Here is a 12774-nt window from a genome sequence, read left to right as displayed (position 1 = left end):
CGGCCTCGGATACGGCCTCAGATACGGTCGGCCACGATCAGCAGGTACTGGAAGCTGCCGTTGCGGTAGGCGGACAGGAAGGTTTCCTCGATGCCCGTCACCAGGTGGCCGGCGTCCTTGCGCAGTTCCCAGTAGGGGATCGTGGCCTCGGTCAGATCCTCCACGTGGACCGGCACCAGCCGGTTGCGGGCCATGGCCCGGAAGTACTCCGACCGCGGGTGGATGTCGCAGATGTAGTGCGCGTTGATGAGGGACACCTCGCGCGAGGCCCGGCCGTAGGTGTCGTTGTAGCAGCCGGTGATCACCACATAGCGTCCGCCGCGCCGCAGCAGCCGGGCGTGCTCGGCGAACAGCAGGTCCAGCTCGACGTACATGGTGGACTCGTTGTTCCACGAGGCCGCGTACGCGCCGGACTCGAAGCCGGTGTCGAGCATGTTGCGGTGGTGGTAGCGCACCTTGTCGTCGATGTCCCGACGGCGGGCCGTCTCATTGGCGAAGTCGGCCTGCTTGGCGGAGATGGTGACGCCGTCGGCGTGGCAGCCGTACCGCAGATTGGCCACCACACTGCCGCCGCCCCGTCCGCAGCCGGCGTCGAAGACGCGGTCGGCCGGGATGAGCGGGCCGAGCCGGGAGGCGAGGAACTCGGCCTGGGCGTGCTCCAGGCGGTGCAGTTCGGCGGTGATCCGCTCCCGGCGCAGGTCGGGGTCTGGCTCGTCGAGCACGGTCCAGTCGACGTTACCGATGCCGTAGTGATGGTGGTACAGGTCGTCGATCTTGCCGAGTTCGAGGTTGACCGGATTTTCCTCGGCGTTCCAGTAGTCCGCGACGCGGTTCTGGTACGTGGACTGGGTCGGCACAGCCGCGGCCGTGGTCCGGGCGACGGGGGCGGTGGTCAACAGTGACTCCTCGTGACGCGTCTGACGGTGTTTCAGATGTTGCTCTGTGGTGCGGAATTGGCGCTGTTACCAGTAGTCGGGCAGGTGGTATCGATGGGTGTTGGTGGCATGCCACTCGTGGTTGCCGGACACCCAGGCGGCAAGCCCCTGGGCATAGCGCTCCACGAGCGGCGAGGTGGCGGACAGCAGGGCGGACTCCTCCTCGAAGGCCTCCATGATCCGGTTGTGGATCTCGACGGACCTCAGATAGGCGGCCTTCAGCCCGCACCGTTCGTCGGCTGCGACGACCTGCGGCAGGTTGAGGTGGTCCGGGTCGCTCTCCAGCTCCTTGGTGAAGGAGTAGAGGTCGTTCATGACGGTGGTGGCGTTGCACGCGAGGGCGGTGATCCGCTGGATCTCGGGGCGGGCGTAGACCTGCTCGGGCAGTTCGTAGCCGTCCACCGCGTCGACGAGCGACAGACAGGGGCGGAAGTTGTTGAACTGCCGCATCACCAGGTACTCCCACACCCGCGGCCGGTACCGGGTCTCCATCCAGGCGGCCTCGCCGAGATAGCCCAGGTGCAGCCGGGCCATGTCGTGCACGAACCTGCTGGTCTGGCTGGGCGTGGCGAAGCCGGCGTAGTCCACGAGGGCGGACCGGTACGAGCGCAGCGGTCCGTCGGCCGACAGGCCCTGGCGCCACTCCTCCTCCAGCTCCGGGGTGCCGTGGAAGGGGTCGAGTGCCGACTGGGCGATGATCAGCGGGCCACCCAGGCCGCGCCGTGATCCGCCCCGGCCCTCGTCCTCCTCGCAGTAGCAGGAGTCCACGATGTTCTCGGCGAGCAGCAGCTTGCCGGCGGCGGTGAGGCGGTCCAGGTCGAGGGCGCCGGGATGCTGGAGGGTGACGGCCCGGCCGAACTGGAAGCCCGCGAAGTCCCCCTTCCAGGCCCGCGGGAACAGATCGAGGTCATGGGCCCAGGCCTCCAGCCTGCGGTCGATCTCGGCGGCCTTGTCCGGATCGGCGGGAGCGGCCGGCCGGTGGTGAAGTCCGGGGATCACCCCGGTGCGCCGGGTCGTGCGCAGGCTCCGGGCGATGTTCGGCGGCCCAGGGAGCGTGTACGAGTGGGTGGGTGTGCTCATGGTGTGCTCCACGCCGGGGTGGTGTGCGAGTGGTGTGCGAGTTGGTGGTGCGCCTGGACAAGCCAAACAGCCGTGGTGATCTTCCGGTACGGCGCGAAAGGGGCGGTTTCTGTCCTTGGTGGTGCAAACCTGTCGTTCGGGGTGTACGGCACAGGGGAGCGTGATCGCGCGCGCAGGTTCCGCCCCCGCGCCCCGGGGGCTTGTGGATCATCCGGGGTTTGGGATCAGGAAAGATCGTTCACCAGGACGGCCGCCCCGTCGAAGCGGCCGGCCTTGAGGTCCCTGAGGGCCTCAGGCGCCTGCGACAGCGGATAGGCGTGGGTCGTGGCGCGGACCCCGTGCACCGCGGCCTCGGCGAGGAACTCACGGGCGTCCGTACGGGTGTTGGAGGTGACGCTGCGCAGTTCCTTCTCGTAGAACAGATCGGTCTCGTAGTGCAGCGGCGGTACGTCGCTCAGGTGGATGCCGGCGACGGCCAGGACCCCGCCCCGGTCCAGGGCCCGCAGCGCGACCGGGACCAGGTCGCCGACCGGGGCGAACAGGATCGCCGCGTCCAGGGGCTCCGGGGGCAGCTCGTACGCGTCCCGCGCCGAGGCGGCGCCCAGCTCGAGGGCCAGCCGCCGGGCATCCGCGCCCCGTGTCAGGACGTGCACGGTGGCCTCCTCGGCGAGCGCCACCTGCGCGCACAGATGGGCGCTGCCCCCGAACCCGTACAGCCCGAGCCGGCCTCGGTGCGGCAGCGAGGTGCGGCGCAGCGCACGGTAACCGATGATCCCCGCGCACAGCAGGGGGGCCAGTGCCACGTCGTCCAGTTCGTCAGGCAGACGGTGGGCGAAGCCGGCCGGGACGGTCGTGTACTCGGCGTAGCCGCCGTCCGCGTCCCAGCCGGTGTACCGCGACCGGGGACACAGGTTCTCCGAGCCCCGCAGACAGTATCGGCACTCGCCGTCGGTCCACCGCAGCCAGGCCACGCCCACCCGGTCGCCCACGGCGAAGTCCGCCACGGCCGCCCCGGTCCCGGCCACCACGCCGACCACCTCGTGCCCGGGTGTCACCCCGGGCCGGCGCACGGGCAGGTCCCCCTCGGTGACATGCAGGTCGGTGCGACAGACCCCGCAGGCGCGCACCTGGACCAGGAGCTCGTCGTCACCGGGCGCGGGCACCGGCCGCTCGACGAGCCGGAGGGGGTCCTCCTCGACCGGTCCGGGCCGGGTCACCGACCACGCCCGCATCGTGCCTGCGGCCACCGAGTCCGTCATGCCGCGCCCCTGTCCTGCCGACGCCCGCCGTCTCCGCATTCCAGTGTCCGGCAGACCGGTCGGTTCGGCGCGCGGGCCGACGAGGGGATGGCTAGCGTGTGGAGCGTGACGATCCAGGCAGTCCGTCGATCCTGAGAGGTCCCGCGCCATGGCCGTTCAACCTGAAGGTACCCCCTGCTGGGCCGACGCGATGTTCAGTGACGTCGAGGGAGCCAAGAGCTTCTACGGTGATGTCCTCGGCTGGACCTTCGGCGAGGCGTCGTCGGAGTACGGCAACTACACGCAGGCCTATGCGGACGGCAAGGCGGTGGCGGCGGTCGTCCCGCCCATGCCCGGTCAGGAGGGCCAGTCGCAGTGGTGCCTCTACTTCGCCTCGCCGGACGCCGCGGCCACCGCCGAGACGATCCGTGAGAACGGCGGCGAGGTGCTGATGGAGCCGATGCAGGTCGGCGACTTCGGCACGATGTGCCTGGCCCGCGAGCCCAGCGGCGCCGTGTTCGGCGTCTGGCAGGGGGGCACCCACGAGGGCTTCGAGGCGACGGCCGTGCCCGGCGCCTACTGCTGGGCCGAGGTCTTCACCCGCGAGCCCGAGCAGGCCGACACGTTCTTCTCCGCGGTGTTCCCGTACACGGCCAAGCAGATCGACGACGCCTCCGTCGACTTCCGGATGTTCAACCTGGGGGAGAACACGGTCCTGGGCCGGATGAGGATGACCGACGACTTCCCGCCCGAGGTGCCGTCGTACATCAACGTGTACTTCACCGTCGGCGACTGCGACGCGGCCGTGGCCAAGGCCACCGAGCTCGGCGCCATCCTCCGGTTCGGGCCCATGAGCAGCCCGTTCGGCCGGTTCGCGGCCCTCAGCGACCCACAGGGCGCGAACTTCTCGGTGATCGACATCACGACCACCGAGGGCGAGATGCCGAAGACCATGGACGTCTGACCCGCGCGGGTCGGGGGTCCCCGCGACCGTGGCATGATCGGGGCCATGCGTGAACGTGTTGTGGCCGCGTGCGACGGGGCTTCGAAGGGGAACCCCGGACCGGCGGGCTGGGCCTGGGTGGTGTCCGACGATTCCGGGACCCCGTCCCGCTGGGAGGCGGGGCCGCTCGGCAGGGCGACCAACAACGTCGCCGAACTGACGGCGCTGGAGCGGCTGTTGGTGGCGACCGACCCCGGCCTGCCGCTGGAGATCCGGATGGACTCGCAGTACGCGATGAAGGCCGTCACCAGCTGGCTGCCGGGCTGGAAGCGCAACGGCTGGAAGACGTCCGCCGGAAAGCCGGTCGCCAACCAGGACCTGGTGGTGCGCATCGACGAACTGCTCGACGGCCGCTCCGTCGAGTTCCGCCACGTCGCCGCGCACCAGGTGGACGGTGATGCGCTGAACGACTTCGCGGACCGCGCCGCCAGCCAGGCGGCCTCGGTCCAGGAGTCCGCGGGCAGCGCGCTCGGCTCGCCCGAGCCGCCGCCCTCGTCCGTCACCGCGGCGTCCGCCGCCCCGCGCCGCAAGGCGGCACCCCGCAAGCAGGGCGGCGGTTCGTCCTCCCGCACGATCAAGGCGAAGTTCCCCGGCCGCTGTGTGTGCGGCCGCTCGTACGCGGCCGGCGAGTCCATCGCCAAGAACACGCAGGGCTGGGGTCATCCGGAGTGCCGGACGGCCGAGGCCTGATCAGACGTCGAACGTGTAGAACTTCGTGTGGTCCAGCAGGTCCGCCGGCCGCACGTCGTTCCACGGCTTCATCGTGTCGTTCAGGTCGACCACGTCCGGCGTCCCGCCGGTCGGCGCGTAACCCGCCCCCGGGTGCCGGCGCTGCCAGTCGGCCCACAGCTTGTCGATGAAGGCGTGGTGCAGCCAGAACACCGGGTCGTTGGGGGAGACACCGGTGGCCATCTGCCCGCCGACCCAGACGTGGACCCGGTTGTGCAGGTTGACCCCGCGCCAGCCCTCCAGATGGTTGCGGAAGCCGTCCGAGGCGCTGTTCCAGGGCGCCATGTCGTACGTCGTCATCGCCAGCACGGAGTCGACCTCGGCGCGGGTCGGCAGCTCGCGGACACTGGTCCCGAGCGACCTGCGCAGATAAGTACGGCCGTCCACCCGCACGTTGAGCGGCCAGTTACCGGCGCCCGCGGCGAACGGCCCGTCCGTCACCCGGCCGTCCGAGCTGCGTCCCGTGCCGCCGAGGAAGTCGGGCGCCCACAGCGAGGCACGCACCGTGCGGTCGGCGGTCCAGTCCCAGTACGGCAGCGCCACCGACGCGTCCACCGACTGCAGCGCCCGTTCGAAGTCGAGCAGGAATCTACGGTGCCAGGGCAGGAAGGACGGTGAACGGTGGCCGGTCCGCTCGGAGTTGTCCATGTCGGACATGATGAAGCCGTTGTGCGTCGTGACGAACGCGTCGTAGCGTCCGCTGCGCTTGAGCTCGAGGACGGCGGCGACGAAGCGCCGCTTCTCGTCGGCGGTCAGGCTGGCCTGGTTCTTGCGTACGGTCATGTGCGGGTGACTCCGGATTTCCTTGCGGGGGCGGTCAGTTGGCGGGGAAGGGGAGGAGCTTGGCGCCCTGGAGCTCGTCGACCGCGGCGCGGGCGGCGGCACGCGGCGTGGGCACCGGGTCGTAGTGGCTGACGACGCTGATCCAGCTGCCGTCCGCGTTCTGCATCACATGCAGCTCCGCCCCGTCCACGAACACCCCGTAACCGGCGCCGTGCTCGTGGTGGTGACCGCCCCCGCTCATCGGACGGCCCTGTATCCGGCGGCCCTTGTAGACCTCGTCGAAGGAATCGGGGGAACCGTGCTGATGCCCTGCGGCCGAGGCGGCGGGCGCGACGAGCGTCTGGGCTCCGGCGGCCGCGGCGAGGGCGGCCGCGGCGGTGAGCGCGCGGCGACGGGTGAGTTCCGGCATGCGGGACCTCCTGGTGCGTTCGGGTGATGTCCTCGCATGCCTATCGGTCCCGCCGAGAGCGGGAGAAATCGTCCGGAGTCGGTTGGCTGCGATCAGGACAATTGGCCACATGCCGTACGGGATTGAACGAAGGTGATCTTGCTGTGGGCCGGTGCTCCCGACCCCCGGAAGGGGCAATTCCTTGCCGTCGCGGGGGTGTTCACGGAGATCTTTCGCGATCGGCGGCGCCCCGAGTGGCGCGGCTCACTCCGGCAGACTGACGCGATTCGAAAGTCTGGCCGCATGCGCCACTCGCGTTCCCCTGTGGAACCGGCCGGTCGCGTAGCGTGACGTCGCCCGTCGCGCACCGCTCGACGGGTGCGAGGGGGCCGGCGTTGGTGAATGACCATTCACCGAGTAAGGTGAATTCATATTCACCTCATATTCCTGACGTCAGCTGGAGTGCCGATGGACCAGCCCGCTCCGATATCCTCCCCGCCCGGAGCGAGCGCCGGGGCCACCCGAGTCCGGGACCGGCTCACCATTCCTGTACTGGCAGCGGGTGGCATTCTCATGGCCGTCATGCAGACCGTGGTCGTCCCGCTGCTGCCGGACCTGCCGCGACTGACCGGGTCCTCGGCGGGCGCGGTCTCCTGGATGGTCACCGCGACCCTGCTCTCCGGAGCGGTCCTCACCCCGGTCCTCGGCCGGGCCGGCGACATGTACGGCAAGCGGCGGGTGCTGACGGCGGCCCTGTCCCTGATGACCGTGGGCTCGGTGATGTGCGCCCTGTCCTCCGACATCGGCGTGCTCATCGCCGCCCGGGCGCTGCAGGGCGCCGCCGCCTCCGTCGTCCCGCTGTCGATCAGCATCCTGCGCGACGAACTGCCGCCCGCGCGGCGCGGCTCGGCGGTCGCGCTGATGAGCTCCACCGTCGGCGTCGGCGCCGCCCTCGGCCTGCCGCTGGCCGCGGTGGTCGTGCAGTACGCCGACTGGCACACCATGTTCTGGCTGACCAGCCTGCTCGGTGCGCTGGGCGTGACTGCAGTGTGGTGGGCGGTGAAGGAGTCGCCCGTACGCGAGCCGGGCCGCTTCGACGTGCTCGGCGCACTCATGCTGGCCGTCGGGCTGACCTGTCTGCTGCTCGGGGTGTCCCAGGGCGGGCAGTGGGGCTGGGGCAGCCTCCGTGTGCTGGGCCTCTTCCTCGGCGCGGCCGTCGTACTGGCCCTGTGGTGGTTGCAGCAGCTGCACACCGCGCAGCCCCTGGTCGATCTGCGGCTGGTGACCCGGCCCCGGGTGGGCCTGTCCCATGTGGCGGCCCTGCTGACGGGATTCGCCTTCTACGCCAACTCACTGGTCACCGCCCAGCTGGTACAGGCACCCGAGGCCACCGGGTACGGGCTCGGACTCTCGATCGTCGCCACCGGCCTGTGCCTGCTGCCCGGCGGTGTCACGATGCTGCTCTTCTCGCCCCTCTCCGCCCGCATCTCGGAGAAACGCGGCCCGCGCATCACCCTCGCCCTCGGCGCCGCCGTCATCGCCTGCGGCTACGCCGTCCGCATCGCCGACAGCCGTGACCTGTGGATGATCATCCTGGGTGCCACGGTGGTCGCGACCGGCACCACGCTCGCCTACTCGGCGCTGCCCACCCTGATCCTGCGCGCCGTCCCCGCCGCGCAGACCGCGTCCGCCAACGGCGTCAACGTCCTGATGCGCACCATCGGCCAGGCCACGTCCAGCGCCGCCGTCGCCGCCGTCCTGGTGCACCACACCAGCCTCGTCGGCGGCGCCCCCATACCCACGCTGCACGGCTATCTGCTGGCCTTCGCCATGGCCGGCGCGATCGCCCTCGCCGCGAGCGCGGCCGCGCTGACCATTCCGGGCGAGAGCCGTCCCGACGGCACGCGGCGGGCCCGAGGCGGCACCCGGGGCGCCCGCGACGAGGCGATGGAGGGAGCATGAGTCCGTGAGCACTCCATCCGGCGTCCCCGCCGTCTCCCCCTCCCGCCGGGATGCCGAGACGACCAAGGCGGCCATCCTCAAGGCGGCCCGGTACCTCCTCGCCCGGCACGCCCACGCCGACATCACCCTCAAGGCCGTCGCCGAACGCGCCGGTGTCAGCCCGCCGTTGATCCTGAAGTACTTCGGCAACAAGGACGCCCTCTTCGCCCGCGTCATGTCCTTCGAGGCCGACGCGGACGCCCTGCTGGACGCGCCCCTGGCGGACCTCGGCCGGCACATGGCCGAGCACGTCCTGCGCAGCCAGCGCGAACGGGGCGCCGACCCCCTGCTGCGCATCGCCTTCGCGCCCCTGCACGGCGACCAAGGCGACATCCTGCGCGCCAACTTCCGCGCCCAGGTGACCGAACGTCTCGCCGACCGGATCGGCGGCCCCGACGCGGGCCTGCGCGCCGAACTCGCCGTCGCCACCCTCATCGGCCTGGGCGTGATGTACGGCATCGCACGCGGCGAACAACTGCGCGCGTCCGCGATCGACACCATCGCCGACCGCTACGGCCCCGTCGTCCAGGCACAGCTGACACCCTGACTCACCGCCGGGCACCGGGACCGGTCAGCAGCGCTTCGGCGGCCTTGCGCGGCAGGGCTGTTCCGGTCCGCCCGGGCTCGGCACCTTCGCCTCGGTCGATCTCCACACGGCCGGCGACCTGACCCGGAAGCTGCTGTACCGGCGTCCGGTACGGCCCGGCAAGCGGAAGGTGGTCAAGGAACGGTCCGGCCGCCGGTGGATGACAGACTGGGCGGCATGGACGAACGTGTAATCGGCAGGTCGGGGCAGCGGGCATCGGTCGTCGGGCTCGGCACTTGGCAGTTGGGCGCCGACTGGGGCGAGGTGGACGACAAGCAGGCCCGCGCCGTGCTGGAGGCGGCGGCCGAGTCGGGGGTGACCTTCTTCGACACGGCCGACGTGTACGGCGACGGGCGCAGCGAGCAGGCCATCGCCGCCTTCCTCGGCGGCAGGCCGGATCTGCATGTGCTCGTGGCCACGAAGATGGGCCGCCGGGTCGAACAGATCCCCGAGAACTACGTCCTCGACAACTTCCGCGCCTGGAACGACCGCTCCCGCCGCAACCTCGGTGTCGACCGCATCGACCTGGTGCAGCTGCACTGCCCGCCGACGCCCGTCTACTCCTCGGACGAGGTGTACGACGCCCTGGACACCCTGGTCGAGGAGGAGCGCGTCGCGGCCTACGGCGTGAGCGTGGAGACCTGCGCCGAGGCGCTGACCGCGATCGCCCGGCCGGGCGTGGCGAGCGTGCAGATCATCCTCAACCCGTTCCGGATGAAACCCCTGCACGAGGTGCTCCCCGCCGCCCGCGAGGCCGGCGTCGGCATCATCGCCCGTGTGCCGCTGGCCTCCGGTCTGCTGTCGGGCAAGTACACTAAGGACACGGTCTTCGCCGCCGCCGACCACCGCACCTACAACCGGCACGGCGAGGCCTTCGACCAGGGCGAGACGTTCTCCGGCGTCGACTTCGGGACCGGTGTCGAGGCGGCCGCCGAGTTCGCCGCGCTCGCCCCCGAGGGATACACCCCGGCCCAGCTGGCGCTGCGCTGGATCGTCGAGCAGCCCGGCGTCACCACCGTGATCCCGGGCGCCCGCTCCCCGGAGCAGGCCCGTGCCAACGCGGCCGCCGCGAAGCTGCCGGCGCCGCCCGAGGAGACGTTCACGGCGATCCGGGAGCTCTACGACCGCCGGATCGAGGACCAGGTCGAGAACCGCTGGTAGTCCGCGTGCCGCCGGGATCGGCCGCCCCGGCGCTCCGGGCGGCCCCGTTCGTTTGGGTGATCGGCGCCGCGGTTACTCGCAGGGCATGACGCAGGAAGTGAGACGGAAGGGGCGCGACGAGACCGAGGAGGAGCGGGCCGACCGGATGTGGAGCGACATCATCCAGGAGGTCCGCGTGGCCCAGACGGGCGTGCAGATCCTGTTCGGTTTCCTGCTCACCGTCGTCTTCACCCCGAAGTACGACGACCTGACCCATACCGACCAGGTCATCTACATCGTGACCGTCATCCTCGGCGCGTCCGCCACCGGCGCGCTCATCGGGCCCGTGTCCCTGCACCGCCTGGTGACCGGGCGGCGGGTCAAGCCCCGGGCGGTGCGGCTGGCGTCCCGGCTGACCTTCGTCGGCCTGCTCCTGCTGCTGGCCACCATGACCGCGGCACTGCTGCTGATCCTGCGGGTGGCGACCCACGACGGCCTGGTGCCCTGGCTGGTCGCCCCCGTGGTCGCCTGGTACCTGATCTGCTGGTTCTGGCTGCCGCTGTGGGTACGACGCCGTCACACGACCCGCTGAGGCCACTCCCGCAGCGCCGCCAGCTGCCGGTCGTGCACCCGGCTGAGCACCAGCAGCGAGAGCGTGGCCCCGATCAGGGCGCAGAACATGTCCCACTGCGTGTCCCACACATCGCCCTGGGTGGCGAGGAAGGCGTCCGCGCCGTGTCCGCCGATCTCGGCCGCCGCCCACTCCAGCAGTTCGAAGCACGCGCTGAAGGCCAGGCAGGCGCACACGGTCAGCGGGGCCGGCCAGCGGCTGCCGCGCAGCGGCGAGGTACGGCTGAGCAGCTTCCGTACCAGGACGGCCGGGACGAAGCCCTGCATGAGGTGGCCGAAGCGGTCGTACGGATTGCGGTCCAGGCCGAAGGTGTCACGCACCCAGTCGCCCAGCGGCACCTGCGCGTAGGTGTAGTGACCGCCCACCGCGAGCACCACCGCGTGCGCGGCGAGCAGGCCGCACAGCAACCCGGTGAGCGGGAACCGCCGCCGGGTCAGGACCACCGGCGGAAGTCCGATCAGCACCCACACCGTCTCCAGGAACCGGGTCGTGCGGTCGCGCGCACCCCAGGCCGACAGGGCCGTCACGGCGACGACCGACGCGGCCAGGACGACGGGCAGGGTGACTCGGGTGGCGCGGCGCGGGGCCTGGTGCACTGCGGTCATGGCAGGCTCCTTGTCGTGGAGGCCCCATCGTGGTGCCGGGGGACCGGCCAGGGCATGAGTACGACTACTCAGCCCGTGGCCAGGATCTCCGCCAGGACGTCATCGACCCGGACCTCCTCCTGCCCCGGCGGCACCACCTCCCGGGTCTCCCGCACAAAGGCCGCGACCGCGGGCGCCCAGGCGAACGCCACCGCGCGATGCCGGCCGCCGTCGGGCCGGACGTCGCCGAGGAACTCCATGCGCAGCTCCTGCCACATACCGGTGGCCACCGGGCGGAATCTCACGTCCCCGACGCCGACCGGCCCGCGCAGGCCGTCGGCGAGCATCTGCCGGTCCAGCCGCCAGCGGGCCAGCACATGGCCGTCATGGGCGAACACCGCCGTGACGGCGAACGGGTCCTCGGCGTCGTACGTCAGATGGGCGAGCACGGAGAAACGGTCCGTGCCGCCCGCCTGGATCTGCACCACCAGGGTCTTGCGCACGAAGGGGTTCACGTGGGGGCCTCCGAGAACAATCGACGTAGGGCCCTCTAGTACCCGTCCCGCGGCGAATCTGCTCATTCGCCGGGCTGATTTCCTCCCGCGCCCCGCAGCGCGGTGAGGCAGGTGCCGATCGCCCGCTGCAGATCCTCGAGGCGCTGGACCATGTCGTCCTCGTAGAAGTCCTGCGCATCGTCGAAGGTCAGCTCCTCGAACGCCCTGGTGGCCTTCTGCAGGCTGTTGTAGAACTTCGTCCGCCGTTCCTGGACGCGCAGTTCCGGGTCGGCCTCCACCGCCTCGGCCACGAGCGTCTTCATGGTGTCGTAGGCCTCGGTGGCCCACTCACCGCTGTCCTCGCCCTCGTCCAGCTCGTCGAGCAGCGACAGGTGCCGCTCGGCCTCCTGGCGCACGTCGGCGGGTGCGTCCACCCTCTGTCCGGCGGGCGTCCTGATCTGCCCCGACTCGGCGATCTGCCGCACATATCCGATCCGGTCCGCCGACCGGCTCTCGCTGGCCACCGCCTTCTTCAGATCGTCCGTGCGGACCACGTCACGGGCCAACTCGGCCTGGAGATCCGGGTCTTCCCGCACCCGGTCCAGCAGGGCCGTGCGCGCCGCGCGGGCCGTGGAGGGGTCGGCGAGGATCGCTGCGCGGAGCGCGGTGGGGTTCTCCGCGACCTCCAGGGCCTTGGTGGGCCGGATGCCCTCGGCCTCGGCGGCCTCGGCGATGGCCGTACCGCGCTCGGAGCCGGCGCTCGAGCGGGAGACGTAATAACCCAGCCACACGTCCGCGTCCGGCAGTTCGACCTCCTGGCCCGGGGCCAGGGCCTCGAAGTGGGGGACGAGACCGTCGTCCGCGGCCCGGTCCCAGGCCTTGTAGTAGCGCATGACCCGCTCGGTGGAGCAGCCGGCGAGCTCCGCGAACTCCTTGGCCGACACCTTCGGCGTCTCGTCCGCGCCCTGCCCGCCGGGCCGCACGCTGCGCGCCACCATCAGCCCGAAGGCCCACCCACCGGTCCGCGCGTGGACGCCGAACTCACGCGCGTCCCGCGCCACTAGGTCGGACAGGGGTGCCGGGGATGCGGGGGACGCCTCGGACGGGACGGTCGCTACGGTCACGGATGACTCTCCTGGGAGCGCGGCTGGTCGGACTGCACTGTGCAGACCGACCACCCTA

General features: G+C 71.2%; 14 protein-coding genes. 6 read left to right on the top strand and 8 right to left on the bottom strand.

The genetic code is table 11. From position 1 onward, the window contains the following. Nucleotides 1-17 precede the first annotated feature (17 nt). The 3 genes from N8I87_RS04060 to N8I87_RS04050 form a co-directional block, all read right to left on the bottom strand. The gene (locus N8I87_RS04060; protein WP_263205512.1) at nt 18-896 is read right to left on the bottom strand and encodes a geranyl diphosphate 2-C-methyltransferase; all 879 of its coding nucleotides are present in this window, start codon (nt 894-896) and stop codon (nt 18-20) included. Between the two features lie 66 nt (nt 897-962). Continuing rightward, nucleotides 963-2015, bottom strand: coding sequence for a family 2 encapsulin nanocompartment cargo protein terpene cyclase (locus N8I87_RS04055; RefSeq protein WP_263205511.1), 1053 nt, complete (start codon nt 2013-2015; stop codon nt 963-965). Between the two features lie 224 nt (nt 2016-2239). Beyond that, nucleotides 2240-3247, bottom strand: coding sequence for a zinc-binding alcohol dehydrogenase family protein (locus N8I87_RS04050; RefSeq protein WP_263216293.1), 1008 nt, complete (start codon nt 3245-3247; stop codon nt 2240-2242). Between the two features lie 175 nt (nt 3248-3422). Between N8I87_RS04050 and N8I87_RS04045 the strand changes: the two genes are divergently transcribed. Continuing rightward, a complete protein-coding gene (locus N8I87_RS04045) occupies nt 3423-4217 on the top strand; it encodes a VOC family protein (protein ID WP_263205510.1) in 795 nt (264 codons plus the stop codon). A gap of 33 nt (nt 4218-4250) precedes the next feature. Continuing rightward, nucleotides 4251-4946, top strand: a complete 696-nt coding sequence (locus N8I87_RS04040; RefSeq protein ID WP_263205509.1) for a ribonuclease H family protein — start codon at nt 4251-4253, stop codon at nt 4944-4946. On the opposite strand, the gene melC2 is transcribed toward N8I87_RS04040, so the two are convergent. Both melC2 and melC1 read right to left on the bottom strand, forming a co-directional pair. Continuing rightward, nucleotides 4947-5768, bottom strand: a complete 822-nt coding sequence (gene melC2 / locus N8I87_RS04035) for a tyrosinase MelC2 (RefSeq protein WP_263205508.1) — start codon at nt 5766-5768, stop codon at nt 4947-4949. Between the two features lie 34 nt (nt 5769-5802). Continuing rightward, a complete protein-coding gene (melC1, locus tag N8I87_RS04030) occupies nt 5803-6177 on the bottom strand; it encodes an apotyrosinase chaperone MelC1 (protein WP_263205506.1) in 375 nt (124 codons plus the stop codon). A gap of 447 nt (nt 6178-6624) precedes the next feature. Here melC1 and N8I87_RS04025 point away from each other — a divergent pair, with 447 nt between their 5' ends. From N8I87_RS04025 to N8I87_RS04010, 4 genes are all read left to right on the top strand, one after another. Next, entirely contained in the window at nt 6625-8118 is a 1494-nt protein-coding gene (locus N8I87_RS04025) for an MFS transporter (RefSeq protein ID WP_263205504.1), read from the top strand. Nucleotides 8119-8122: 4 nt separating this feature from the next. Beyond that, entirely contained in the window at nt 8123-8704 is a 582-nt protein-coding gene (locus tag N8I87_RS04020) for a TetR/AcrR family transcriptional regulator (RefSeq protein WP_263205502.1), read from the top strand. Nucleotides 8705-8920: 216 nt separating this feature from the next. After that, nucleotides 8921-9904 carry an aldo/keto reductase gene (locus N8I87_RS04015; RefSeq protein ID WP_263205500.1) on the top strand — a complete coding sequence of 328 codons (984 nt, stop codon included), beginning with the start codon at nt 8921-8923 and terminating at the stop codon, nt 9902-9904. 85 nt (nt 9905-9989) lie between these two features. After that, on the top strand, nt 9990-10475 hold the full coding sequence (locus N8I87_RS04010; RefSeq protein ID WP_263205498.1) for a DUF6328 family protein: 486 nt from the start codon (nt 9990-9992) through the stop codon (nt 10473-10475). On the opposite strand, the gene N8I87_RS04005 is transcribed toward N8I87_RS04010, so the two are convergent. From N8I87_RS04005 to N8I87_RS03995, 3 genes are all read right to left on the bottom strand, one after another. Next, nucleotides 10460-11119, bottom strand: a complete 660-nt coding sequence (locus N8I87_RS04005; protein WP_263205496.1) for a DUF2238 domain-containing protein — start codon at nt 11117-11119, stop codon at nt 10460-10462. The two genes, N8I87_RS04010 and N8I87_RS04005, sit on opposite strands and share 16 nt — an antisense overlap. A 68-nt stretch (nt 11120-11187) precedes the next feature. Further along, nucleotides 11188-11613, bottom strand: a complete 426-nt coding sequence (locus N8I87_RS04000) for an SsgA family sporulation/cell division regulator (protein ID WP_263205494.1) — start codon at nt 11611-11613, stop codon at nt 11188-11190. A 62-nt stretch (nt 11614-11675) separates the two neighbouring features. Further along, nucleotides 11676-12716, bottom strand: a complete 1041-nt coding sequence (locus tag N8I87_RS03995; RefSeq protein WP_263205492.1) for a hypothetical protein — start codon at nt 12714-12716, stop codon at nt 11676-11678. Between the last annotated feature and the right edge of the window lie 58 nt (nt 12717-12774).

The organism is Streptomyces sp. HUAS 15-9 (assembly GCF_025642155.1).
Taxonomy (GTDB): Bacteria; Actinomycetota; Actinomycetes; order Streptomycetales; family Streptomycetaceae; genus Streptomyces.
The sequence above is the reverse complement of the archived record's forward strand: the minus strand, read 5'-3'. Positions and strand labels throughout refer to the sequence as shown.

What these genes read in the sequence shown, in the direction of transcription:
- melC2 (WP_263205508.1), bottom strand. Translation starts at nt 5,768, where the DNA reads ATGACCGTACGCAAGAACCAGGCCAGCCTGACCGCCGACGAGAAGCGG.
- N8I87_RS04055 (WP_263205511.1), bottom strand. Translation starts at nt 2,015, where the DNA reads ATGAGCACACCCACCCACTCGTACACGCTCCCTGGGCCGCCGAACATC.
- N8I87_RS04015 (WP_263205500.1), top strand. Translation starts at nt 8,921, where the DNA reads ATGGACGAACGTGTAATCGGCAGGTCGGGGCAGCGGGCATCGGTCGTC.
- N8I87_RS04045 (WP_263205510.1), top strand. Translation starts at nt 3,423, where the DNA reads ATGGCCGTTCAACCTGAAGGTACCCCCTGCTGGGCCGACGCGATGTTC.
- N8I87_RS04040 (WP_263205509.1), top strand. Translation starts at nt 4,251, where the DNA reads ATGATCGGGGCCATGCGTGAACGTGTTGTGGCCGCGTGCGACGGGGCT.
- N8I87_RS04025 (WP_263205504.1), top strand. Translation starts at nt 6,625, where the DNA reads ATGGACCAGCCCGCTCCGATATCCTCCCCGCCCGGAGCGAGCGCCGGG.
- N8I87_RS04005 (WP_263205496.1), bottom strand. Translation starts at nt 11,119, where the DNA reads ATGACCGCAGTGCACCAGGCCCCGCGCCGCGCCACCCGAGTCACCCTG.
- N8I87_RS04010 (WP_263205498.1), top strand. Translation starts at nt 9,990, where the DNA reads ATGACGCAGGAAGTGAGACGGAAGGGGCGCGACGAGACCGAGGAGGAG.
- N8I87_RS04050 (WP_263216293.1), bottom strand. Translation starts at nt 3,247, where the DNA reads ATGCGGGCGTGGTCGGTGACCCGGCCCGGACCGGTCGAGGAGGACCCC.
- melC1 (WP_263205506.1), bottom strand. Translation starts at nt 6,177, where the DNA reads ATGCCGGAACTCACCCGTCGCCGCGCGCTCACCGCCGCGGCCGCCCTC.